The organism is Providencia sp. PROV141, assembly GCF_028481645.1.
In the GTDB taxonomy this organism is placed as follows: Bacteria; Pseudomonadota; Gammaproteobacteria; order Enterobacterales; family Enterobacteriaceae; genus Providencia; species Providencia rettgeri.
In genome coordinates this window covers 135,114-160,265 of the sequence record NZ_JAMPPR010000004.1, presented here as the reverse complement: position 1 = coordinate 160,265, position 25,152 = coordinate 135,114, and the positions used below count along the sequence as shown (strand labels likewise).

Below are 25,152 nucleotides of genomic sequence, written 5' to 3'. Positions count from 1 at the left end.
TAAACTGGCAACAACTTTTTCAACTGGAGCGTTTCCGTGAGCCAATTAAAACAGTGGACAATAAAACAAGCTAATGAACTATTTTCAATGCCTTTTTTTGAATTATTATTTCAGGCACAGCAAATTCATCGCCAACATTTCGACCCTCAGCAAGTGCAAGTCAGTACTTTGTTATCGATTAAAACTGGGGCTTGCCCTGAAGATTGTAAGTATTGCGCGCAAAGCGCCCGCTATAAAACAGGGCTAGAAACTGAAAAATTAATGGAAGTTCAGCAAGTTTTGGAATCGGCGAAAAAAGCGAAACAAGCAGGTTCAACTCGTTTTTGTATGGGCGCAGCATGGCGTAACCCAAAAGAACGTGACATGCCCTATTTGGAAATGATGGTGAAAGAAGTTAAGTCACTCGGGATGGAAACCTGTATGACTCTGGGAATGATTGATAACGCCCAAGCTCAACGCTTAGCAGAAGCAGGGTTAGATTATTATAACCATAACCTTGATACTTCTCCGGAATACTACGGCAATATTATTACGACTCGCAGTTATCAAGACCGCTTAAATACACTCGAAAATGTACGAGATGCAGGGATCAAAGTCTGCTCGGGTGGGATTTTAGGCTTAGGTGAAAAAGTTAGTGACCGAGCGGCCTTATTAGTCCAATTAGCCAATTTACCGAAACCGCCAGAAAGTGTGCCGATCAACATGTTGATGAAAGTTGAAGGCACTCCAATGGCAGATAACGAAGATGTCGATGCATTTGATTTTATTCGTACTATTGCCGTTGCACGCATCATGATGCCAACGTCATACGTTAGGCTGTCAGCTGGCCGTGAATACATGAATGAGCAAACTCAGGCATTATGTTTTATGGCCGGCGCAAACTCCGTATTCTACGGGTGTAAATTATTAACGACGCCAAACCCGGATGAAAACAAAGACTTGGCACTATTTAGAAAACTGAATATTAACCCTGAGCGTATTGAAACCGACGAAGGGGATAACCATCAAGCTGCTAAGTTAGCCGAAACGTTGTTAACTGCTGATAACGCTCAATTTTATAACGCTGCAGTATAATGACTTGGCAATCATTTATACAAAACCAGATAGCGCAGCGTAAGCAGGCGTCTATCTGGCGTCAACGTCAGTGCATTGATCATGCGAATGGTCGGTCTCTTTATTTTTCCGGAAAAGAATATCTCAACTTTTCATCCAATGACTATTTAGGGTTATCTCACCATCCCCAAGTGGTTGCCGCTTGGCAACGTGGTGCCGATGAATATGGCGTGGGGAGTGGGGGATCGGGACATATCACAGGGTTCACCAAAGCACATGATAAATTAGAACAAGCGCTCGCGGGTTGGCTAGGCTACCCAAAAGCCTTATTGTTTATTTCTGGCTTTGCTGCGAACCATGCGGTGATCACGGCATTAATGACGGAAAATGATCGTATCTTAGCGGATAAGCTCAGCCATGCATCGATCATGGAAGCCTCAATTCATTCGGGGGCTCAATTAAGGCGCTTTCATCATAATAACCCGTTATCACTCGAAAACTTAATCCGCAAGCCTATTTCGGGTAAAACGCTTGTTGTTACAGAAGGCGTTTTTAGTATGGATGGTGATAGCGCTCCTCTTCAACAATTACAAGAAATAACAAGAAATCAGCATGCTTGGCTGATGGTTGATGATGCACACGGTATTGGCGTTATCGGAGAACAAGGCCGTGGTAGCTGCTTTGCGAGTGGGGTTAAACCTGAAATTTTAGTCGTGACATTTGGTAAAGCATTTGGTTTAAGTGGCGCAGCGGTGCTGTGTGATGAGCCAACGGCTGAATTTTTTATCCAATCTGCACGCCATTTAATTTATAGCACTTCGATGCCTCCGGCTCAGGCCGTTGCTCTTCTGGCGGCCGTTGAGCAAATTCAGTTCGCAGATCAGGCACGAGAAGACCTTAAGCAACATATTGAATATTTTAGACATAATGCTGATTTTCATGGCATGCAACTGACCCATTCAACGACGGCTATTCAGCCATTAATTGTTGGCGAAAACCAAGCTAGCCAACAGTTAGCCAATTTTTTACGCAAAAAAAATATTTGGGTGCAAGCTATCAGGCCGCCAACGGTTCCGCCTGGTAGTGCTAGGTTACGGATCACATTAAGTGCTGCACACCAACGTCAAGATATCGATCAATTATTGGAGGCTTTACATGACTTTATCGCTCAGTCGTGAAAAGCATAAAATTGCAGCGGCATTTGGCCGTGCAGCTAAGAGTTATGATGCAGTGGCAAGTTATCAACGATCAACAGGAACACAACTCCTTGATCAACTGACTTCAGTCTTAAATTGCTCACAATCAACGGCGCCATTGCATATTTTAGATGCAGGGTGCGGTACGGGCTATTTTAGCCATAAATTGAAAAATCAAGGACATCGCATCACCGCATTAGACCTTTCTGTGGGAATGCTTGAAATGGCACAAACGAAAGCTGTGGCCGATCATTATTTATGTGCGGATATAGAATCCATTCCATTAGATTCACAAACCTTTGATGTGGTTTTTTCAAATTTATCGGTCCAATGGTGCCAAGATCTGAGTAAAGCATTAAGCGAATTGTATCGGGTGACAAAACCGGGTGGAGTTGTGGTGTTCACTACGCTTGCAGAGCATTCTCTCACCGAATTATCTTCAGCTTGGCATTCACTTGACGGCTATTCGCATGTGAATTCCTTTCTCAGTGTTCAACAGATACGAAATAGTTGCCAGTCATGGAGACATAAACTTATTTTTCAGAAGGATACACTCTATTTCCCTGAGTTAATAGCACTGCTTCATTCATTGAAAGGAATTGGCGCGACACATTTGAGCACTGGGCGTAAAGCAGGGCTAGTGACCCGGCAGCATTTGCAGCAACTTGCCTTGCTCTATCCAATGACAGAGCAAGGCTTACCTTTAACTTATCATACGGTGTTTGGAGTGATTTACCGTGACTAAAGTGTATTTTGTAACAGGAACGGATACAGAAGTAGGGAAAACCGTTGTAAGTTGTGCTTTACTGCAAGCCGCAGGTTATCAAGGTTTGAATACGGTGGGCTTTAAGCCCGTTGCATCTGGAAGTGAACTCACGGTGGATGGGTTGCGTAATAGCGATGCGTTATTATTACAAGCCAATAGCCGAGTAAAATTACCCTATCAGGCGATTAACCCGATTGTGTTTGAAGCACCTACTTCGCCACATATTATTAGTAAAGAACTAAATCAACCTATTGAATTTTCAATAATCAATCAAGGGTTGACTTATTTGAAATCTCAAGCTGATTGGTTATTAGTGGAAGGTGCTGGTGGCTGGTATACCCCGTTATCCGTAGAAAAAACGTATGCAGATTGGGTGATTGAGCAGCAGTTACCCGTTATTTTAGTGGTTGGTGTTAAGTTAGGTTGTATAAACCATGCATTGTTAACCATGGAATCTATCGAAGCTTCAGGTTTGCCTGTGGTTGGTTGGGTCGCCAATGAAGTTGAACCTGCTGGTCGTTTTCAAGCACAATATTTGTTGACACTTAATCGAATGATTAAGGCACCTTGTTTAGGTGTGATCCCACATCAAGACACACTTAACGGTGAATTAGGCAGCTATTTGGATCTTTCTTTATTAACTCTTTGATTATATAAAATTTATAAATATTTCCCCCCAAGTAAGTCAAGTGCTTGGGGCTGATCAATTGTTAAATAGAGATCCGATCTTTTTTAACGTTCTCAACTGAAATACTGTCAAGTATTTCAGTAAAAATACCACTCAGATCTTAATAAAAAATATAAAATCTGTTTTTCATCGCAGTTACTACGTAAAAATTTTTTCATTAAACTGCCATCTTTTTGTCATTTAGCCTCTATTGAACAAATCTTAGGGATCTTGTGAATCCATGGGCCTAAAGGGCTTCAAGAGTTATCCACCATTTCTGTGGATAACCTTGTGTATTAACGTTATAAAACAAGTTCTACGCTAGGCGACAAGCGGCTTTGACTTTATTTGATGTGATTCTGGACTTTAAATTAATTTATAATAAATACAAGTGGTTAAATAAAATCAAGCCTTCAATTTGTATTTGAGATACGGCATAAAAATGCAATAGCATAAAATATAAAGTTTCAAAAAGGTCAAGCACTTTTTTGGGGATAACATTTCTATAAACATATTAGAACGGAGAATAACAGAAAATTTAGCTTCAATACTTGAAGCTGGTTTTTTATCCAGTATCATAATGGGAGAAACTAGTTAAGGGGCGTTAATATGAGTAAGGATTTTAAGCTGTATTCTGATTTTCAGCCGGGAGGGGACCAACCCGAAGCCATCCATAAGTTAAGGGAAGGGCTACAAGATGGACTTGCTCATCAAACCCTATTAGGGGTAACGGGGTCCGGTAAGACGTTCACTATTGCCAACGTTATTGCGCAAGAGAACCGGCCTACCATGTTAATGGCGCATAATAAAACCTTAGCGGCACAGCTTTATAGCGAAATGAAAGCCTTCTTCCCAGACAACGCTGTGGAATATTTCGTTTCTTACTATGACTATTATCAACCTGAAGCTTACGTCCCAAGCTCAGATACTTTCATTGAAAAAGATGCGTCTGTAAACGAACACATTGAGCAAATGCGATTATCTGCGACCAAGGCCTTACTCGAACGCCGTGATGTGATTGTGGTGGCTTCTGTCTCGGCTATTTACGGTTTGGGTGACCCTGACAGCTACTTAAAAATGATGCTGCACCTGACGGATGGCATGATTATCGACCAACGCTCAATTTTAAGGCGTTTAGCAGACTTGCAATATACGCGGAATGACCAAGCTTTTACGCGAGGGACTTTCCGAGTTCGTGGTGAGGTTATCGATATTTTTCCTGCGGAATCAGACGAGTATGCCTTACGTGTTGAGTTGTTTGATGACGAAGTTGAACGGTTGTCATTATTTGACCCATTGACAGGGCAAATACAACATCGTGTCCCTCGTTTCACCGTTTATCCAAAAACGCACTATGTCACACCGAGGGAGCGTATTCTCGAAGCAATGGAACAAATTAAGGTTGAATTAGCGGATAGACGAAAAGTATTACTAGAAAACAATAAATTACTTGAAGAGCAACGTATTACTCAACGAACGCAATTCGACTTAGAAATGATGAATGAGCTCGGTTATTGTTCAGGTATTGAAAACTATTCACGCTACTTATCGGGTCGTGCTCCTGGCGAGCCGCCGCCGACACTATTCGATTACTTACCCGCAGATGGCTTGCTGGTGGTGGATGAATCTCACGTTACCATCCCGCAAATCGGTGCGATGTACAAAGGGGATCGCTCAAGAAAAGAAACCTTAGTTGAATATGGGTTTCGTCTCCCTTCTGCTTTAGATAACCGCCCAATGCGCTTTGAAGAATTTGAAGCCTTAGCCCCTCAAACTATTTATGTGTCGGCTACTCCGGGTAACTACGAGCTCGATAAATCAGGCAATGAAGTGATTGAGCAAGTTGTTAGGCCTACTGGCCTACTTGACCCGATTATTGAAGTCCGCCCAGTTACTACCCAAGTGGATGATTTATTGTCTGAAATCCGTATCCGTGTGCAGAAAAATGAGCGTGTATTAGTCACCACTTTAACAAAACGCATGGCAGAAGATTTAACGGAATATCTCGAAGAGCACGGTGAGCGAGTGCGTTATCTTCACTCAGATATCGATACAGTCGAGCGTGTGGAAATTATTCGTGACCTGCGACTTGGTGAGTTTGATGTACTGGTTGGGATCAACTTATTAAGAGAAGGCTTGGACATGCCAGAGGTCTCTCTAGTGGCTATTTTGGACGCGGACAAAGAAGGTTTCTTGCGTTCAGAACGTTCGCTTATTCAAACCATAGGGCGTGCGGCTCGTAACTTAAATGGTAAGGCAATCCTCTATGGAGACAGGATAACCAACTCCATGCAAAAAGCGATTGCAGAAACAGAGCGTCGCCGTGCTAAACAAATGGCGTTCAACGAAGAGCATGGCATCGTTCCACAAGGTTTGAATAAGAAAATCGGTGATATTCTGCAAATTGGTCACAAAGTGGGTGGTAAAGGAAAAAACCGCACGAAAGACAATGGTAAAAATAATAATTCGGTTGATATCCAATCGATGTCGACAAAAGAGCTGGAGCAACGGATTTCGCAACTTGAAGCGCAAATGTATAAGCATGCTCAAGATCTTGAATTTGAAGCGGCTGCGCGAGTCCGAGATGAATTGCAGGAGATTCGCTCCCAGTTTATCGCTAATTCATAATTTTCTTCATACTTCACGCTGTGGGGGGGTTGGCTGCGTTTAGTCACTCGGGTCACATATTTATGTATGCTCCCCGAGCTGCCAACACTTGCCGCCTACCCACAACGCAAAGTATTTTGAAAATAGATTTTGTGGAAATACGGGAAACAAAGGGCTAATTTTAGGGAAGGTTTTCCGCTGCGGGTATTTAGCAGCGGAATGGCGGTTGGGGATTATAACAAGTTGATGGTTTCTTCGATGGCTTGCAGTAACAGCTTTCTATCATGGCGATAGGGAATATCGTCAGCTTCGAGTACCCGTTGAATTATTTTGCGTTCAGGGCTGATATTGCTTGTTTGTGTGCGAGGACCAAGGATTAACGCATCAATTTTTTGGCAACCAATATAATGTTCCATCATTTTTAGTTTGTCAGGCAAAGACAGGTTTGCTGCTGGGGAGCTAATTTCTTTCGCTAAATTACCAATATAAATCATCGGGGCTTTACATTCGCGCAGTGCAGCTGCAATTTCATCCAAAAGCAATAATGGCATTAAACTGGTAAAAAAGCTGCCGGGGCCGATAATAATTAAGTCTGCTTGGTGGATAGCCTGTAAGGCTTCTTTCGTTGCCTTTACTGTCGGGTATAAGCGTAATTCTTGCGGGATTTCATGCAGGGCATCAACATTCACCTCACCGTATACTTCATTGCCCATTTCATCGATAGCCATTAAATCAACTGGGGATTCTGACATCGGGATCAACTGCGCATCAACTTTTAGCATATTACGGATAAGATTTATGGCTTCTAGCGGGCGTACACTTAGGTGGTCTAATGATTTTAACATTAAATTACCTAAATTATGCCCTGAAAGCTCACCATTACCGCTGAAACGATATTCAAACATCGCAGAAGCAATGGATGGCTCAGTAATTAGCTGATTTAAACAGTTACGCATATCCCCCCAAGCGATCCCGCCTTCAGAGCGACGAATACGACCTGTTGAGCCCCCATTATCGGTTGTGGTGACAATACCCGTTAAACGAGAACCTAAAGAAGAAAGTGAAGACATCACGCGACCAAGTCCATGCCCGCCACCTAGAGCGACAACATGCCTGAGATCCGCCAGACTGCAATTCGGCATAGTGTTCCTATATCAGTTAATTTTCAGTACTTATAAAAGCAAGTAAACCAGCGAGTTACGAAATGCGTTTTTTTACGCTAAGCCCGTTTTGTGGCGACCAAAATAAATTGGGCGTTAATCTACCATAAAACATCATTCTTAGCTTAAGTACTGTGACAAAAAACAATAAAAGAGACGATTCTGTATTGATGTGAGTCTTAGAAGGAAAAATGCACTAGGGAGTTTTCATTTTAAATTATTATCTATATTATGTAAATAATTCTCATTTTCATTGTTTATTTATGGATCAATATGTCTGATTCAGAATTACAGCGCCTGTTTGCTCGCCATTCATCGTCGTTATGCCGTTATCTGAATATGTATCTTAAAGACCATAATTTAAGTATGGATATCACGCAGGAAAGCTTTGCTCGAATGGCAGAGTTAATGAAAACATCAACTATTCAAGATTTTGACGCGTATTTGTATCGAATTGCGAAAAACCTGATGATTGACCATTTCCGGCTACAGAAAAAACAACAATTAATGGCGATCAGTGACCAACAATGGCAAGAGATCCCATCACGGGTAAAAGGCCTTGAAGCCACTGTTATTCATGATCAACAACTCGCACAAATTCAGAATATTATTCAATCTTTGCCGCCCAGGACTCAGGAGATATTTCGCTTGCATCGAGAAGAAGGATTAGCTCAAACGGAAGTGGCGCAGCGCTTAAATATTTCATTAAGCACAGTCGAAAAACATTTAGCCAATGCATTGGCAATGCTAATTCATAAATGGAGAGACTAGTCATGAAGCCATCTGATAGTCCATCTGAAATTGAAAACAAAGCCGCAATGTGGGTTGTTAAAACCACGCAACGAGAGCTGACGTCGCAAGAAAATGAAGACTTTCAGTCTTGGCTGAATGCGTCAGAGCAACATACGTCTACATACTATCGTGCACGGCAATTATGGGCATTAACGGCCAATAAACCGCGACAACAAACAGCAGATAATCAACAGGGAATGAATAAGAAGAGGCAGCCTCGCTATATTGGTTTATCAATAGCGGCGGTTGTACTAGTGAGTGTGTTATCCATGTCAATTTGGTATTTTCAATATACACAGCCAGCGGATTACTATGCGAAAACCGGTGAAATACAGCATATTACCTTACCTGATGGTAGCCGTGTTGACCTCGACAGTGGTGCGCAATTGCAATTAGCATTTAGCCCGCAGTATCGGCAAGTTAATTTATTACGAGGGCGTGCTTATTTTACTGTTGCACCAAAAACGGATACGGAACCAAGGCCTTTTCAGGTTATGGCGAAAAATGGCATAACTCAGGCACTTGGCACTGAGTTTTCAGTTGATAATGAAAATAGCAAAGTGGCGGTCAGCGTTTATCAACACAGTGTAAAGGTGTCACTATTATCAGGGCAGGAAATGGTCATTCCAGCAGGCAATTTTACTCAATATCAATCAGATATAACGCCTATGACTTCCATGGTCAACTCACATTCTGCGGTATGGCGAGAAGGACAAATTATTTTTCAGCAGCAAACCTTTCCGGAGGTTATCGCTGAAATAAATCGATACCGTGACAAGCAAATTATTTTATTGACTGAGGAAAGAGTAGGGCACATTAGTGGTGTACTGCAAATTAATACACTTGATAGTGGGCTAACGAATTTGGTGTCATCGTATGGCTTATCCGTTTATGAAATTCCATTTTTCACTTTAATATATTGATTATTAATAATTAATATAGATATCGAATAATAATAAATTATTTTATAAATATTTATTTACGGGTTTTCCTAATTTCTGCGTCTTAATCTAAGTGATTATGATTTTTATTACCATTATCATTTTAGGGATGGGAAATGACTCAAAAAAAGCACCACTATAAAAAAGCAACACTCTGTGTTCACCTTGCATTATTTACGTTACCTGCATTTTCATTTTTCAATCTAGCACAGGCTAACTCAGCGGTAGCATCCGCACAGCAGGAAATCACATTTTCTGTTGCTGCAGGCTCACTTGAAAATGCTTTGCTGCAATTCGCCTGGCAAGCAAAGGTAGAAATTATCATTCAGAGCCGAGAAATTAATGACTTACAAAGTCAAGGCTTGAAAGGAAGCTTTACGCTACAGGAGGGATTACGTCGATTAATTGGTTCAAACCCTGTGCAATATCAATTACAAAATAACCGAATAACCATTGAGCGTATCGCGCCTACTACTGGTGATTCGGTGATTAAGCTAGATAATATTACTGTCACAGCAAGCCAGATCCAACAAGGGGATTGGGTATATAACAGTCCATCATCCGTCAGTGTGATTAGTAAAAAACAAATTGATGACCGCCCACCAAAGCACATAGCTGATGTGTTAGAGCTAACGACAGGTGTCTATTCGAGTGTTAGCCAACAAGACCCTTCTTTATCTGTGAATATCCGTGGAATACAGGATTATGGCCGCGTGAATATGAATATTGATGGGATGCGGCAAAATTTTCAAAAAAGTGGTCATGGCCAGCGCAATGGTTCGATGTATATCGACTCAGAACTGCTTTCTGGTGTGGAGATACAAAAGGGCAATACAAGTGGAATGGGAAGCGGTGGAACCTTAGGTGGTGTGGCAACCTTCAATACTGTCAACGCGTCTGATTTTTTATCAAAAGATAAAACCTTTGGTGGAAAATTACATGCGAGTACGGGGTCAAATAATACTCACTTTATTGGCAGTAGTGTGCTGGCATTAGGGAATGACAACGCGGATTTATTGTTTGCGGCAAGTGAACGACGTCTTGGGGATTATAAACCAGGAACTCACGGTGATATTGGTAATATTCGAGTCAATAATGGAGCAGGGCATTATGATGAACTTGCGCACCAATTAAAACACACTCGTATAAATGACAGTAATTACCGAATGACCTCTTATTTGGCAAAGGCCGGCTGGAATATAAGCAACGAGCAGCGTTTGCAATTCAATTACTTAGAAACCAAAGTGGCAACACCAAATGCAGGAACGTTAACGAACTTAGGTAGCTCGTGGCCTTATAAGCTAGGGTGGAAAAGTAGCGGTTTCAGTGATGTAACAGCCAAGAATTATTCCCTTGATTACACTCAATTTAGCGATAACCCATGGAGCACCGAGCTAAAAGGAAAAGTGTATTTTGTTGATACTAAAGACAATACAGACACCTATTCCACTAGCCAAATTTATAATAATGGCTACCAGATGGACACTCGAGTCAAAACGGTAGGGATACAGCTTGAAAATCATTCAGAAATTGAATTTAACCATAACAATGTATTAAAAGCGCATTATGGTTTGGAAACGTTCCAAGACAAAGCGAGTAGTAGTTCGACACGTGAAGCGGCGAGTGGAGTGACACCGGACGGAAAACGTTCATTGAGCTCACTTTTCACTAATTTAACTTATGAATACGATGATTGGTTAACATTAGAAGGGGGAATGCGTTATGACTATTATTCTCTCAAAGGCCAAACTAGCATGAGTTATGCAGTGCTTCCTTATACCAAAGACAATCCATGTACAGGAAGAAGATTACGTGATTGCAAGGTTGTCATGACGACGGAAAATTGGGATGTTGATAACTCAGAAGGGGCATTTTCACCCCATATTCGCTTAGCGGTACGTCCTAATCTGGAATGGATGGAATTGTTTACCAGTTATGGGCGGTCATGGCGCCCACCAGCGATTACAGAAACGTTAACCACAGGAAGTGCTCACAGTAGTTCGACTCAATTCCCCAATCCGTATTTAAAACCTGAGCGTTCAAATGCTTGGGAAGTGGGTATGAACATCAATTATCCGCAATTGTTTATCGAGGAAGACCGATTTGTGGCGAAAATTGCCTATTTTGATACACGTGTAGATAACTACATTAACTTAGCGATTGACCGTAAAAAGCCAGGGATGGTTAGCCCTAATATTGGAAATGCGGCTTATAGCAACAACTTGGTTGCGACCCGTTTTAGAGGGGTTGAATATCAACTAAATTACGACGCAGGTTTTGTGTATGCAGACCTGACCTTTACCCATATGATTGGCAAAAATAAATTCTGTTCACATCCCGCATGGTTAGGCGGCGTATTGAAGTATGGTGAGGACGTTGGTCCCGGTAACTGGTATGTTGAGCCAAATGAGGCATCAAACAACCATGTGGATTGTGACAGCAGCGCCATTTTCAGTAGTGCAGCGAACCTACCCGGTGACCGTGGTTCCTTTACATTAGGGGGGCGAGCGTTTGATAGAAAACTCGATGGTGGTGTAGTCGTTCGTTTCACGCCAGGTTTTCAAGACTACTCAGCGGAATCAAATTACCCTTACTTAGCTGACTGGCCTAAATATACATTGATTGATTTATACGCAAGTTATGCGTTAACCGATAATTTAACTATTCGAGGAAATGTTGAAAATTTGACCAACCGGGCGTACGTGGTTAGTTATGGGGAAAGCTTGGCCAATACGTTAGGTAGAGGGCGAACAGTGTCGGGCGGGATAGAGTACCGTTTCTAAATACACGTCATACATTACGCTGTGGCGTTTTGGTTAATAAATTTTGTGCCTTACTATTTATTTTTAATTGATATGCCAATTATTCAGTTTGAAATATCGGTTTGATAAGCGTTGAGTGCTGATATTTATAACGTAAACAATTAGATGGGGAGCTTGCTCCCCATTTTAGATCTATATCAATAAATGTTTAATTAAATAGTTAGAGATGTTAATCAATTAGCATGAAATTATGCTTTTTAAAGCCATCTAAAATGTAAAATTATCAGTGATAATAATAGCTTCGGTGATTCTATAATATCTTTTGTAAGTCGTTGTATGTAATAGTATATATCGAATTGTAATTCGCTTTTTCAATTTCTATCGGCTAGAATCCTTACATAAATTAAGTGAACAGAGTGACGCATTTTACAGTTTAAAATCAGTGACTCGGTTCCAAATAAAACTCCTAGCCTTTGCGTCTAAGTTTGAACGACTGAATATGATGCACTGGCCGTGGCCTAGAGCCACCAGGGTGCAAGATAGAAATGTCTGCATCTCCCGTACTTGGAAAGGTGTGATTATGCAGCAACTCGTCGATCAATTTGACCGGAAATTTTACTATCTCCGGCTTTCTATAACAGATGTTTGCAACTTTCGTTGCACATACTGCCTACCCGATGGTTACAAGCCAAGCGGTCGCAATGAATTCTTAACATTAGATGAAATTCGTCGTATCAGTACGGCATTCGCAGAATTAGGCACAGAAAAAGTGCGTATTACGGGCGGAGAGCCGACTATGCGCAAAGATTTCAGTGATATTATTGCTACCATCAATGAAAATGAATCGATCAAAAAAATCGCCGTGACAACCAATGGCTACCGTATGGCGAGAGATGTGCATGAATGGAAAGCCGCAGGGTTAAACGCGATCAATGTGAGCGTTGACAGCTTAGATCCACGCCAATTTGCGGCGATCACGGGACAAGACAAATTCTTTCAGGTGATGAAAGGTATTGATGCTGCTTTTGAAGCTGGCTTTGAAAAAGTCAAAGTGAACGCGGTATTAATGAAAAATGTCAACGATATCGCTTTGAAGTCATTCCTAAACTGGATCAAACATCGTCCTATTCAATTACGCTTTATTGAGTTAATGGAAACCGGCGACGGCAGTGACATCTTCCAGCGATTTCATATTTCGGGCGAAACCATTCGCGATCGCTTAATTGAAGAAGGCTGGTATATGCTTCCTCGCTCTCGTAGTGACGGGCCAGCTCAAGTCTTTAGTCATCCAGATTACCAAGGCGAAATCGGGCTTATCATGCCGTATGAAAAAGATTTTTGCCAAAGTTGTAACCGCTTACGAGTTTCCTCACTAGGAAACCTACATTTATGTTTATTTGGTGAAAATGGTATTCCGCTGCGTGATTTATTGGGGGCAGATGACCAAAACGAAGCGTTAAAAGCCCGTATTCAGCGAGGCTTACACCATAAACGAGAAACCCATTTTCTGCATATGGGTGATAGCGGAATTACACCAAATTTATCCGTAATCGGCGGTTAACTCTTTTTTATTTCAGGAGAAAATATGTCCCAACTGACTCACCTCAATGCGTCGGGCGAGGCGCATATGGTTGATGTTTCAGCCAAAGCTGAAACTGTCCGTGAAGCTCGCGCAGAAGCTTATGTCACTATGAACCCAGCAACTCTAACGATGATTGTTGACGGTAGCCATCATAAAGGAGATGTGTTTGCCACGGCGCGTATTGCGGGTATTCAAGCGGCAAAAAATACCTGGCAGCTTATCCCATTATGCCACCCACTGCTGTTAACCAAAGTTGAAGTGATACTCAAAGCGGAACCTGAGCATAACCGAGTTCGTATTGAAACTTGTTGCCGATTAACAGGGAAAACAGGGGTAGAAATGGAAGCATTAACTGCTGCATCCGTTGCTGCTTTGACGATTTATGACATGTGTAAAGCAGTGCAAAAAGATATGGTGATTGGCCCTGTTCGTTTATTAGAAAAAACAGGCGGTAAGTCTGGACATTTTAAGGTGGAATAATGATCACAGTATTATTTTTTGCTCAAGTACGTGAGCTAGTCGGAACAGAACGCTTAGAACTCACTGACACTTATCAAAAAGTTGAAGACTTACGTCAAGCGCTTTCACAAAAAGGCGATCGCTGGGCGTTGGCACTTGAAGATGGCAAATTACTTGCCGCTGTTAATCAATCATTTGTTTCACTTGACCACCCACTCTCAGAAGGGGACGAAGTGGCCTTTTTCCCACCAGTCACTGGGGGATGATATGGAAAACACCCATATTGCAGTACAAACAGAAAATTTTAGTGTTGGTGAGCAATACCAATGGCTTGCTCAATGCGATAGTGATGGTGCAGTTGTGACTTTTACGGGGAAAGTACGTAACCATAATTTAGGTGACAGTGTTGCGGCATTAACACTCGAACACTACCCGGGAATGACAGAAAAAGCGTTAACAAATATAGTTGTAGAAGCAAAAGAGCGTTGGCCATTGCAGCGAGTCAGTGTGATCCACCGTATTGGTACCTTACAACCTGGCGAAGAAATTGTTTTTGTTGGGGTGACGAGTGCCCATCGAAATGCAGCATTTCAAGCCGCTGAATTTATTATGGATTACTTAAAAACCAAAGCACCATTTTGGAAAAAAGAAACACTACCTGAGAATGAGCGTTGGGTGGAAGCGAAAGAAACCGACGAGGCGTCTGCAAACCGCTGGTAATCGCACTTTTTCCTCTGAAAAATACGAATTTGCTGAATGGTATTGTCAAAAGAATGTGTTAGACTTTGGTTAATTTCTCCGATTGCAGTATTTTTACTGGGTCGATTTTTCTTTTAGCGAAAGGGTAACCATCATGGGTCAGTTTGATCAACGTAATGATTCTCTTGTCCAGGGTGCCAATACTGGCGTTCAGGCATTTATGTCGCAAGTATACGGCTGGATGACAGTCGGTCTACTGCTGACAGCTTTTGTTGCATGGTATTCAGTTAGCAGTGGTTTGTACTACACCATTGCAACCAATAAAATTCTCTTTTTTGGAATGATCATTGCTGAGCTCGGTTTAGTGATGGGGATTTCATTCCTACTGCAAAGAATTAGTGGCATGGCAGCAACGGGCATGTTTATGCTCTATTCATTGCTCACCGGCTTAACGATTTCAGTTATTCTTGCGGCGTATACCGGTGAGTCCGTTGCGGGCACATTTGTCATTACAGCAGTAATGTTTGGTGCATTAAGCTTCTACGGCTATACCACTAAACGTAGCTTAACAGGTATGGGTAACTTCTTGTTTATGGCGCTGATTGGTATTGTTGTCGCTTCTTTGGTTAACATCTGGCTGCAAAGCACCATGATGTATTGGGTGATCACATACGGTGGTGTTTTACTGTTTGCTGCTTTAACCGCGTATGACACACAAAAACTGAAAGAAATGGGTTCACAAATTGATGAAAACGACAGAGAAACAATGCGTAAATACTCTATCATGGGTGCATTATCTCTGTATTTAGACTTCATTAACCTGTTCTTAATGTTACTGCGTATCTTTGGTGACCGCCGCTAATTTGGTTGGCATTCCTCATTACTCCATGAAATGAGGGGATAGCAGTCGTTAAAATTGAAAGCCCTTGTTACTTCGGTAGCAAGGGTTTTTTGATCTAAATACTATCGTAAAATATGATTTGAATATTATTAGTTTGTTTGTAATTCAAGATGTTAATGGTAGTTTCTGCACTTTTAGTTGCACTTCCAAAGCGTAATGTTATTTCTTTATGATCACGCTATTTTCTTCCTAAATAAATAATAAGCCACTGAACTGGTGATTATCGCAATGATAAATAATGGCCATAAACTATGGAAGATAACTGAAAAATCAGCATTTTTTAGGTATATCTGTTTGGTGATTTCAGTGAAATGGCGAATTGGGTTAATCCAAGTAATTTGTTGCAGCCAAACAGGCATGTTCTCGACTGGGGAAATATAACCTGATAACAGCACCGCTGGCATCATAAAGACAAATACCCCAATGAATGCTTGTTGCTGAGTTGAACACAGTGCTGAAATGAGTAAACCAAACCCTACCAATGACAATCCGTAAAATAACATGGTGGCATAAAAGAGGAGCAAGGAGCCAGCAAAAGGAATTTGATAGCAAAATATCCCAATAACTAGGACTAAACTCGCCTGTGCAGTCGCAACGATCAACGCAGGTACCGCCTTACCAATAAATATTTGCCAAGTGGTTAGGGGAGAAACGAGTAATTGGTCAAGGGTGCCTTGTTCTCTTTCCCTCGCGATAGAAAGCGATGTCACAATCAATACCCCAATCGTTGTTATTAAAGCTACCAATGAAGGCACAATAAACCATTTATAATCTAAATTTGGGTTGTACCAATTACGAACGATTAATTCACTGTTGTTTGGTACAGGCTGTGATTGAGTTAACTCATGTTGGTATTGAGTGACAATTTGTGCAACATAGTTTGCTGCAATTTGCGCACTATTTGAATTACGTCCATCAAGAAGTAACAGCATATTAGCATTATGGCGACTCGCAATATCAGCACTAAAATTTTGCCCAAAACGGACAACCAGCAGTGCTTTGCGATTATCAAGCGTTTCACGAATATCGTATTCATTCTTCAATAATAAAACGTGAGAAAATGCACTGGCTTTGGCGAGACGTTGCGTCAGCTCGATAGAATGCTCACCATTGTCTTGGTCAAAGATAGCAATAGTTGTGTTAGTCACCTCAAGTGTGGCGGCCAGAGGAAATAAAATCATCTGAAATATTACGGGTAAAATGAGGATAACCCGTGTTTGCGGTTCTTGAAGTAATGATTGAAGTTCTTTCATAATTAAGGTGTATAGACGATAAAACATAACGTCACCTCAATCCAAACGACGGCGAGTTTTTAGCGCCGTTAGTCCAATAAATAGTATTGCAGATGCGATTAATAGCAGAAAATCTATCAATAAAACGATATAGATATCACCGGCAAGAAAGAGTGTTTGTAAGCTACTGACAAAATACCGAGCAGGGATAAAATAAGTCACAGCCTGAATAATGGCTGGCATGCTATCAATTTCAAAAATAAACCCAGATAACATAATAGCAGGTAAGAAGGCGGCATTCAGAGCGACCATCGCTGCATTAAATTGGTTACGAGTAATTGTTGAAATCAATAACCCCATTCCCAGTGCGGTTGCCAAATAAAGACTGGTAATGACAAATAAGACCAATAGAGAACCGCGATAGGGTACCCCTAAGATAAATGTGGTGACAAACATGCATAACACCATCACAAAAGTACCGAGAACTTGGTAAGGCAATAATTTTGAAAGCAATAATTCAGTTTTAGTAATCTGAGTTGAAAGTAATGCTTCCATCGTGCCACGTTCCCATTCTCTTGCGATAACTAAAGAGGTCAAAATGGCACCAACTACGGTAATAATGATACTAATTGCCCCTGGAATAATAAAATGCTGACTAATTGCAGCTTCATTAAACCAATAGCGCATATTGAGCTCAATTAAGGGTTCTGTTGAGTAGCCTTTATTTTCCCCTTGTTGAATTAGCCACGTTTGCCACACACCTTGGGTATAAGCTTGTACAAAGTTAGCGGTATTCGGTTCGCTACCATCAGTAATGACTTGAATTGCGGCATAGCCTTGATTTTGCAGTAATTGGGCTGAGAAATTCACAGGAATGACGATAATGCCGCGAATTTCCCCTGCTTGCATTTTATCGATTAATAAATGGCGGTTATCACTAATGGTGGCATCAATAAATGGTGAACCCGTGAAGGTATCAACCAATTCATGTGCTGGCGAACTTTGTTGCTCAAGTAAAATACCGACACGTAATTTACTTGAATCTAAATTGATACCGTAACCAAAAATAAATAACAACATCAATGGGATAACTACAGCGATAAGGGCGCTGCTAGGATCGCGAACAATTTGTTTACTTTCTTTCCAGCACAGCGCTTTAAGCCTACGCCATGAAAAATGGGAAGCGGAGCGAGTCATTGAGCCTCCTGTTGCTTATCATAATTCATGATAAGCTCAATAAATGCATCTTCCATGGATGGGTCAGGGTTTTCAGTGCTGGCGACTTGCTGTTTCAGTTCATCAGGGGTTCCCGCCGCAATAATTTTTCCATGGTAAACCAGCCCGATACGGTCACAATATTCTGCCTCATCCATAAAGTGAGTCGTGACCATAACGGTAACGCCTTTATCAACCATGCCATTGATATGTAACCAAAATTCTCTACGGGTTAGTGGATCAACGCCTGAGGTTGGCTCATCTAAAAATAAGATATCAGGCTCATGCATCAATGAGCAGGCGAGGGCTAAACGTTGTTTATAACCCAAAGGGAGGGATTCAGTAACCTGATTGATAATCGGTTTGAAATTAAAAGCCTCAACCATTTCTTGGATTTTTTTGGTTTGTTGTTGATGATGCAAACCATAAACACCTGAAAAAAATTTCAGGTTTTGCCCTACTTTTAGGTTGCCGTACAGCGAGAACTTTTGTGCCATATAACCAAGGTGCTGTCTGACTTTGTTTGAACTTGTTTTTAAATCCATTCCAAGAACGAGTGCTTGCCCATCTGTTGGCTTCATTAACGCACACATCATTTTAAAAGTCGTCGATTTTCCTGCACCATTTGGTCCCAATAAACCAAAAATTTCTCCACGTTTAACTTGAAAATTTACGGTATCAGTTGCCGCAAATTGGCCAAATTTTTTGGTTAAATTACGCGCTTCTATGACGGTTTCTTCAGGATTAGGCGGAATTTGCGGTACGATAGCGGCTAATTCTGAACGATGAGATGGACCTCCACCTAACAAGTCAATAAACGCATCTTCAAAACGTGGCTGTGCCTCAATGAGTTTTCCATCTGCCATATTTAATGCAGTTAATAAATTCGCTTGTGAAGCATTAGGTTTCAAAATTAAGCGAATATAGCGTCCTTGGATCACGCCATCGGTGGTTTCAGGTAATACGAGTGCATTTTGCAATACCGTGCGTTTTTGTGAGGCAGGTACATCAAGTAAAAACGAACGTCCGGCCATTTTTTGAGTCAATAATTCGGGTTTTCCTGCATAAAGCTGTTTGCCTTTATTTAACAGCAGCACATTTTTACATTGCTGAGCTTCATCTAAATAAGAAGTACTCCAAAGAATTAGCATTCCATCATCGGCAAGAGTATGAACCATTTGCCATAATTCGCGTCGAGCGATGGGGTCAACACCAACACCGGGTTCGTCGAGTAAAAGAACTTTGGGTTTTCCTAATAATGTACAGGCCAATCCGAGTTTTTGCTTCATTCCTCCCGATAACTTACCAGCTAGCCTATCGGTAAAAGGAGCTAGGCTGGTGAAAGAAAGCAGTTGTTGGTAGGTTTTTTGCCGCTCTTCGCCGAGTACCCCACGCAAATCTGCGTATAAATTTAAATTTTCTTGTACGGTCAGGTCTTCATATAAACCAAATTTTTGGGGCATATAGCCAAGGTCGGCTCGCATAGCAATGCTGTCGTCGATAGGGTCAAGCCCCATCACGCTAATTTTCCCTGCATCTGGCTTTAATAGTCCTGCAATCATACGCATTAAGGTTGTCTTTCCTGCACCATCAGGACCGACAAGGCCAGTTACAGAACCCCCATGAATATCAATTGTTAAGCTTTCAACGGCTGGAGTATCCAAGCCAACAAATGTTTTCTCGACATTGGATAGGCGGATACTGTAATCATCACTCATAGCAAACTCTTACTGTTTATTATCAGCAAATTGAATAGTTACTGGCATTCCTTGACGTAAAGCATCATCAGCATCATTGACGACGATACGTAGTCGATAGACTAAGTCGGTTCTTAAATCCGGTGTTTGTACGCTTTTAGGAGTAAATTCGGCTGTAGGGGAAACAAAACCGATGGTGCCATGGTAAGGCTGATTTGGGCGGCTATCTGTATACAGTAAGACTTCTTTACCGGGGATGGCATCACCGAGGTGCGGTTCACTCACATAGGCTCGAACCCAAACTGGATTAGTTAAAGTGACGCTAAAGACGGTATTACCTGCACCGATGATCGTGCCCGGCTCTATTGCTCGGGTTAAAACAGTTCCAGAGGAAGGTGCAGTTAAAACGGTATCTTGTAAGTCGAGTTCAGCTTGAGCAACAGCAGCTTCGGCTTGTAGCCATTCGCCTCGCGCAGCGGCTATTTCTTCTTGGCGAAAGCCACTTTGGTATTGGTTCAGTTTATCTTGTGCTGCTTGAAGGGCGGCAAATGCTTGGTTTCGATTGTTCTTCGCGTTGTCTAAGTCATTAGCTGAAATCACGCGAGACGCAGCAAGCCCTTGCTGACGTTTATAGAAGTTGTCGGCATACTGCCAAGCAGCTTGTCTTTGCGCCACTTCAGCTTCAACTTGTGCAATCTCTTGAGTTCGGTAACCACTTTCTTTCAAAGCAAGTTGAGCTTTGGCGCTGTCACGTACCCCTTTGGCTTTATTTAAGGCATTGATGTAGGGGGCATCATCCAGTTGACCAAGTTGCTCGCCTGCAATAATTTTTGCGCCTTCATCAACGTTTAGGGATTTGAGCTTACCTGACACTCGAAAACCAAGATTTACTGTCCGGACATCTACATTGCCGTAGAGAGTTAATATTTTGTCTTGCTGTGATTGATAGTAGTAATAACCGCCAATTGCAGCACCGATTAATATGAGAATAATGAAAACAACAACAGAACGGTTTTTATTGCTCATAGCTAACCTTACTTAAAGAATCCACGATATGAAAACAAATTATGTTGTTAGAGGCCGCTGTTTTTAATGGAGAAATGTGGCTCAAGTTGCAATAAAATCATCAGCCTCTAGTTATTATCAATGTGAATGAATCACTTTAATATTTTTATCATATCACTTTTCATATTGTTTGCGATGGCGTAAGCCTGCTAATAATATATTTGTATGTTCAATAAGAACTTGATTAATAATTTTAAATTCATTTTCATTAATATGTTTCCAACCAGTTTGGCGTAATAACGTTTCTCGAGCAATACGAAATGAAAGCGTTTCGCCAAGGATTGCGTGTGTATGAATTAACGTTGTTAAATGATTGGGGTCAGCGCCAATATAAATCGCAATCAAGCGGTTTAGGCGCGAATGTATTGGGCCTAAAGCTTGTTCATGGATTATCGTATAGGCTTCGGTGGGGTTGAGTTGTTCACGTGCTAATATGCGAGAAAAGCTTAAATTTTTCTTTTCCAACTGAAAATGATTATAAGCAATGACTGTTTTTTGTAGTAAATCAAGTGCATCATCAGTTACCTGTACTGACAAAGGTTGATTTAGAAAATTGTCAATTACTTGAAAAACATCATGGAAATCATCCCTGATTGTTTTTGCGATAAGCTGAGCAACAGCTAAGTAAAGCCCTTCTTTTGATCCAAAATAATAAGAAATTGCGGCAATATTTTGCCCTGATGCCTGTGCGATTTTGCGTGTAGTAGCGCCATCAAGCCCTTGTTCTCCATATACATCAGCAGCAGTAAGAAGCAATTGCATTTTTGCATTTTCTCCTCGCAATGTTGACGATGAACTTGTATTCATAACCATTCCTTTAAAAATTCAGAATTAAATAACACCTAATTAGCTCTTAATGGCTTTTCATGTTAATAAAAAGTAAAAAACGACATCTCATAGTACCATGTAAGTATATATACTATACGAATGAGATTTTATATTAATTTATTAAGCAAACTAAATTAATATATTTATCATCTGCAAATAATGTTAGAATTTTACACAGTGTCGCACGGCAGTTTGCGCTTTTTCTTCTGACTCACTTCCCCCATAACTGCCACATTCAATTTGAAGCGGTGAAGCCCGGAGTAATTTAATTTGACTACTTTTTCAGACCTCGCGTTAAACGAGGAAATTTTGCTTGCCATTAATGAATTAGGTTATGAAAGCCCTACGCCTATTCAACAACAAGCTATCCCAGCCGTGCTTGCAGGAAACGACCTTTTAGCTAGCGCTCAAACAGGTACAGGTAAAACAGCAGGTTTTACATTACCAATTTTACAAAAGCTTATTACAACTCCTCGAGCAGGAAAGGATCGCAAGCCTATTCGTGCGTTAATTTTGACGCCAACAAGGGAGCTTGCAGCGCAAGTTGCTGAAAATGTAAAAGAATATAGCCGTCATTTACGTATTCGTTCTTTTGTGGTCTTTGGCGGGGTGAGCATTAACCCGCAAATGATGAAGTTACGTGGCGGGGTTGATGTCTTAATTGCAACTCCGGGGCGTTTATTAGATTTAGCGCATCAAAATGCAGTAGACCTTTCTCAGGTCGAAGTTTTTGTACTGGATGAAGCTGACCGCATGTTAGATATGGGGTTCATTCATGATATTCGTAGGGTGATTAATAAGTTACCTAAAAAGCGCCAAAACTTATTGTTCTCAGCAACATTTTCTGACGAAATCAAACAACTGGCAAATAAATTACTCAATAACCCGGTAACTATTGAGGTTGCTCCGCGAAACTCAGCTTCTGAGCAAGTGACTCAATATGTGCATTTGGTTGATAAAAAACGAAAAACGGAATTACTTTCGTTTATGATTGGCCGTGAAAACTGGCAACAAGTCCTTGTTTTTACACGTACAAAACATGGTGCAAATCGTCTTGCTGAGCATTTAAATAAAGATGGCGTTAAAGCTGCGGCTATTCATGGCAACAAGAGCCAAGGGGCGCGTACTCGTGCATTAGCTGACTTTAAATCTGGCGATATTCGTGTGTTAGTGGCAACGGATATCGCCGCTCGTGGCCTTGATATTGAACAGCTTCCTTATGTAGTGAATTTTGAGCTACCCAATGTTGCAGAAGATTATGTTCACCGTATTGGTCGTACAGGCCGTGCAGAAGCAACTGGAATGGCCGTTTCCTTAGTATGTATTGATGAGGCTAAATTACTTAAGGATATCGAAAAATTATTGAAAAAATCGATTCCATTGATGGCGATTGAAGGTTATGAGCCCGACCCATCCATCAAAGCGGAGCCTATTCAAAAAACACCACAACGCAATGAACGTCGTTCAGGCGCTTCAGGTGATAGGAATCAAAGTAAAGCACCTCGTCGTAGCAATGCACCATCGTCAAAGCCGAGTTCAGGGAAGGGGGCAGGCTCCCCATGGAAAAACGCACAGAAAAAAGTCAAACAGGGGCGTAGTGACAGTTAACCTCCCATAATCTTGTAGCTCTTTTTAATGTTAATAGCATTGGCTAGAGCTATTTGAAAAACCATTTCAAGCCAGTCTCTGGTCACTCCTGTCTTAGAATTTCTCCTGCTTATCAATTAAATAAACGGTATGATAAGCAGGAATTATTACGTTTTTTGTGAGCCATTTATGCGCGTTTTGTTAGCTCCTATGGAAGGGGTTTTAGACCCTCTAGTTCGTTGTTTATTAAGTGAAGTTAATGACTATGACCTGTGCATAACCGAGTTTGTTCGCGTGGTTGATACCCTTTTACCTGCAAAAACATTTTACCGTTTATGCCCTGAACTAAAGTATGGAAGCCGCACCCCTTCAGGGACATTAGTTCGCGTGCAACTATTAGGGCAGCATCCTCAGTGGTTGGCAGAAAATGCAAACCGAGCGGCTGAATTAGGATCTTGGGGAGTCGACTTAAATTGTTGATGTCCCTGATTCATTCAATAATCGGCTACGCGATAGTGTGTATATTGATGATTTTAAAATTGAAAGCAAGTTTATCTATCCACCTGCATTTAAGCAACGTATCACGTTACGTGAAGCAGAATTACGGGAATGGAAAACTAGCGCAGACAATGCACCGATGCTGAAAGAGGTTATTCAATTACCGGATGGTAAAGGTGTTATTTTTGATAGAAACAAACCAACATCAAATGATGCGTATCGAATATTAGAAGCTCATGTGTATGTGAATCATATCGCATTTGTTATTACTACAAACATCAGGGATTTTTCTGATAAAAAGTACGAAAAAAAGAAATTGGCGTTTTTAGCTAGAGGATTTACAGAGGTTCAGTCAAATGAAAAACCAACAAAATTAATCGCAATGCAATCATTAATCTCTCGATTACAAGGTCGTTTAGATCACGAAATTCCGACGGAAAAAGGGGCTTGTATCCCGAATGGTTTTATTTTAGATAATAATGAAAAACCTAAGCAGCAAATTTCATTTATTTATGAAAATGATGAATTATTGCTTTCCGTTGAATCCGATAATCGTTTTGCTGGCTCTAATGATACCTTATTAAGCCGAAGTGCTGAGATAAATGCGGTTATACGTAAACAGAATAGAGAAACGATCAAGAACGGAAGTTTATCGCCTAATAATTTTCCTTCACAAGAATGGTTAGTAAAAGGTGAACAAGAGGTCTATTCTGAAGTGGAAAACAAAAGAATACCCCATTTACCGTATTATAATTTTTTGTTCTTTGCGAATGAAACTAAGGGAACATTAAGCATTCCAAAGGTAGAGATTGTTATAAATAACATCAATAAATTTTCAACATACAGTGAAGCTGAGATGGTTGAAATTTGGGATCGAATTGTTGGTTCTTTACGTTATAAACCGAATGCTTTTTGATAGTCTAAACCCCATATAGAATGCTATGTGAACTAGGAAATTTGCTTTTATTTTCAGTATGATTTTGTTACTCAGAGACGGAAAAGACGGTCAACTATTTTCGGAACATTGAAATATTCTGAAGCCATTTCATAGTTGTATCTGAGTATAAATAGACTATAACATTGCAGAAAAACTAGGGAGTAGCTCTGGGGCGAAAAATACCTGATTGCTTTGCATATGCTGGCTTAATGAAGTGAATTCTGAGGTCTGGAAGAACATATTACTACTGGTTAGCAACGTACGAGCCAACAAGTAAAAATGGCGGTGGACTAAGTTTTTTTGCTCATATAATATTTGAAAGGTGTGTTATATAAGCTAATTCGTTCAGGTAAATTATATTATTCAGACTAAGAAATTATCATCAAAGATGGTATTTATGAAGGCTTGCAACAAGTAGTAAACCAGTAATTTTGTGCGCTAATTTGAACTATTTGATGTTAAGAAAATATAATTTTACCGAATAATTAAAATTTTAAATATGTAGTGT

General features: G+C 40.9%; 21 protein-coding genes, 1 pseudogene and 1 riboswitch. Of the genes and pseudogenes, 16 read left to right on the top strand and 6 right to left on the bottom strand.

What is annotated here, in order from left to right; all coding sequences use genetic code 11:
• Positions 1-36: 36 nt before the first annotated feature.
• The 5 genes from bioB (at position 37) to uvrB (ending at position 6,310) form a co-directional block, all read left to right on the top strand.
• Positions 37-1,074: a biotin synthase BioB gene (gene bioB, locus PSF09_RS03475; protein WP_248445337.1), complete on the top strand. Its 1,038-nt coding sequence runs from the start codon at positions 37-39 to the stop codon at positions 1,072-1,074.
• The gene (gene bioF, locus PSF09_RS03470; RefSeq protein ID WP_272665408.1) at positions 1,074-2,231 is read left to right on the top strand and encodes an 8-amino-7-oxononanoate synthase; all 1,158 of its coding nucleotides are present in this window, start codon (positions 1,074-1,076) and stop codon (positions 2,229-2,231) included. Before bioB ends, bioF begins: the two co-directional genes overlap by 1 nt.
• Positions 2,209-2,994 carry a malonyl-ACP O-methyltransferase BioC gene (gene bioC / locus PSF09_RS03465; RefSeq protein ID WP_272665407.1) on the top strand — a complete coding sequence of 262 codons (786 nt, stop codon included), beginning with the start codon at positions 2,209-2,211 and terminating at the stop codon, positions 2,992-2,994. Before bioF ends, bioC begins: the two co-directional genes overlap by 23 nt.
• Entirely contained in the window at positions 2,987-3,664 is a 678-nt protein-coding gene (gene bioD, locus PSF09_RS03460) for a dethiobiotin synthase (protein ID WP_272683495.1), read from the top strand. Before bioC ends, bioD begins: the two co-directional genes overlap by 8 nt.
• A gap of 627 nt (positions 3,665-4,291) precedes the next feature.
• Positions 4,292-6,310, top strand: coding sequence for an excinuclease ABC subunit UvrB (gene uvrB / locus PSF09_RS03455; RefSeq protein ID WP_115167709.1), 2,019 nt, complete (start codon positions 4,292-4,294; stop codon positions 6,308-6,310).
• Between the two features lie 212 nt (positions 6,311-6,522).
• Here the strand turns inward: uvrB and PSF09_RS03450 are convergent, their stop codons facing one another.
• Complete coding sequence (locus PSF09_RS03450; RefSeq protein ID WP_004909155.1) at positions 6,523-7,431, bottom strand: gluconeogenesis factor YvcK family protein; 909 nt, start codon at positions 7,429-7,431, stop codon at positions 6,523-6,525.
• Positions 7,432-7,722: 291 nt separating this feature from the next.
• On the opposite strand from PSF09_RS03450, the gene PSF09_RS03445 reads away from it, so the two are divergent.
• The 8 genes from PSF09_RS03445 to PSF09_RS03410 all read left to right on the top strand — a co-directional run bounded on the left by PSF09_RS03445 (position 7,723) and on the right by PSF09_RS03410 (position 15,546).
• Positions 7,723-8,220, top strand: coding sequence for an RNA polymerase sigma factor (locus tag PSF09_RS03445; RefSeq protein WP_210836057.1), 498 nt, complete (start codon positions 7,723-7,725; stop codon positions 8,218-8,220).
• 2 nt (positions 8,221-8,222) lie between these two features.
• Positions 8,223-9,164, top strand: a complete 942-nt coding sequence (locus PSF09_RS03440) for a FecR family protein (protein ID WP_272665404.1) — start codon at positions 8,223-8,225, stop codon at positions 9,162-9,164.
• Positions 9,165-9,298: 134 nt separating this feature from the next.
• On the top strand, positions 9,299-11,965 hold the full coding sequence (locus PSF09_RS03435; RefSeq protein ID WP_272683494.1) for a TonB-dependent receptor: 2,667 nt from the start codon (positions 9,299-9,301) through the stop codon (positions 11,963-11,965).
• Positions 11,966-12,395: 430 nt separating this feature from the next.
• A riboswitch (molybdenum cofactor riboswitch) is annotated at positions 12,396-12,535 on the top strand.
• A complete protein-coding gene (moaA, locus tag PSF09_RS03430) occupies positions 12,525-13,505 on the top strand; it encodes a GTP 3',8-cyclase MoaA (protein WP_272665402.1) in 981 nt (326 codons plus the stop codon). Its footprint overlaps the riboswitch before it by 11 nt.
• Before the next feature lie 24 nt (positions 13,506-13,529).
• Complete coding sequence (gene moaC / locus PSF09_RS03425; RefSeq protein WP_109910974.1) at positions 13,530-14,006, top strand: cyclic pyranopterin monophosphate synthase MoaC; 477 nt, start codon at positions 13,530-13,532, stop codon at positions 14,004-14,006.
• Entirely contained in the window at positions 14,006-14,251 is a 246-nt protein-coding gene (gene moaD / locus PSF09_RS03420; RefSeq protein WP_004909166.1) for a molybdopterin synthase sulfur carrier subunit, read from the top strand. The genes moaC and moaD overlap by 1 nt, the downstream gene beginning before the upstream one ends.
• Position 14,252: 1 nt before the next feature.
• Positions 14,253-14,705 carry a molybdopterin synthase catalytic subunit MoaE gene (gene moaE, locus PSF09_RS03415; protein WP_004909169.1) on the top strand — a complete coding sequence of 151 codons (453 nt, stop codon included), beginning with the start codon at positions 14,253-14,255 and terminating at the stop codon, positions 14,703-14,705.
• Between the two features lie 133 nt (positions 14,706-14,838).
• Positions 14,839-15,546, top strand: a complete 708-nt coding sequence (locus PSF09_RS03410) for a Bax inhibitor-1/YccA family protein (RefSeq protein WP_210836063.1) — start codon at positions 14,839-14,841, stop codon at positions 15,544-15,546.
• A 212-nt stretch (positions 15,547-15,758) separates the two neighbouring features.
• Here PSF09_RS03410 and PSF09_RS03405 read toward each other — a convergent pair whose 3' ends face one another.
• The 5 genes from PSF09_RS03405 to cecR all read right to left on the bottom strand — a co-directional run bounded on the left by PSF09_RS03405 (position 15,759) and on the right by cecR (position 21,607).
• Complete coding sequence (locus tag PSF09_RS03405) at positions 15,759-16,865, bottom strand: ABC transporter permease (RefSeq protein ID WP_272665401.1); 1,107 nt, start codon at positions 16,863-16,865, stop codon at positions 15,759-15,761.
• Positions 16,866-16,874: 9 nt separating this feature from the next.
• On the bottom strand, positions 16,875-18,014 hold the full coding sequence (locus tag PSF09_RS03400) for an ABC transporter permease (protein ID WP_272683493.1): 1,140 nt from the start codon (positions 18,012-18,014) through the stop codon (positions 16,875-16,877).
• Positions 18,011-19,750 carry an ATP-binding cassette domain-containing protein gene (locus PSF09_RS03395; RefSeq protein WP_272665399.1) on the bottom strand — a complete coding sequence of 580 codons (1,740 nt, stop codon included), beginning with the start codon at positions 19,748-19,750 and terminating at the stop codon, positions 18,011-18,013. The genes PSF09_RS03400 and PSF09_RS03395 overlap by 4 nt, the downstream gene beginning before the upstream one ends.
• A gap of 9 nt (positions 19,751-19,759) precedes the next feature.
• Entirely contained in the window at positions 19,760-20,755 is a 996-nt protein-coding gene (gene hlyD / locus PSF09_RS03390; RefSeq protein WP_272665398.1) for a secretion protein HlyD, read from the bottom strand.
• A gap of 153 nt (positions 20,756-20,908) precedes the next feature.
• Positions 20,909-21,607, bottom strand: a complete 699-nt coding sequence (cecR, locus tag PSF09_RS03385) for a transcriptional regulator CecR (RefSeq protein WP_272683492.1) — start codon at positions 21,605-21,607, stop codon at positions 20,909-20,911.
• A 285-nt stretch (positions 21,608-21,892) separates the two neighbouring features.
• Here cecR and rhlE point away from each other — a divergent pair, with 285 nt between their 5' ends.
• The 3 genes and pseudogenes from rhlE to PSF09_RS03370 all read left to right on the top strand — a co-directional run bounded on the left by rhlE (position 21,893) and on the right by PSF09_RS03370 (position 24,623).
• Entirely contained in the window at positions 21,893-23,230 is a 1,338-nt protein-coding gene (rhlE, locus tag PSF09_RS03380) for an ATP-dependent RNA helicase RhlE (RefSeq protein ID WP_272683491.1), read from the top strand.
• A 168-nt stretch (positions 23,231-23,398) separates the two neighbouring features.
• Positions 23,399-23,686: pseudogene (locus PSF09_RS03375) on the top strand (tRNA-dihydrouridine synthase); the annotation flags it as partial.
• Positions 23,687-23,726: 40 nt separating this feature from the next.
• Positions 23,727-24,623: a T6SS immunity protein Tli4 family protein gene (locus tag PSF09_RS03370; RefSeq protein ID WP_272683490.1), complete on the top strand. Its 897-nt coding sequence runs from the start codon at positions 23,727-23,729 to the stop codon at positions 24,621-24,623.
• Positions 24,624-25,152: the final 529 nt, after the last annotated feature.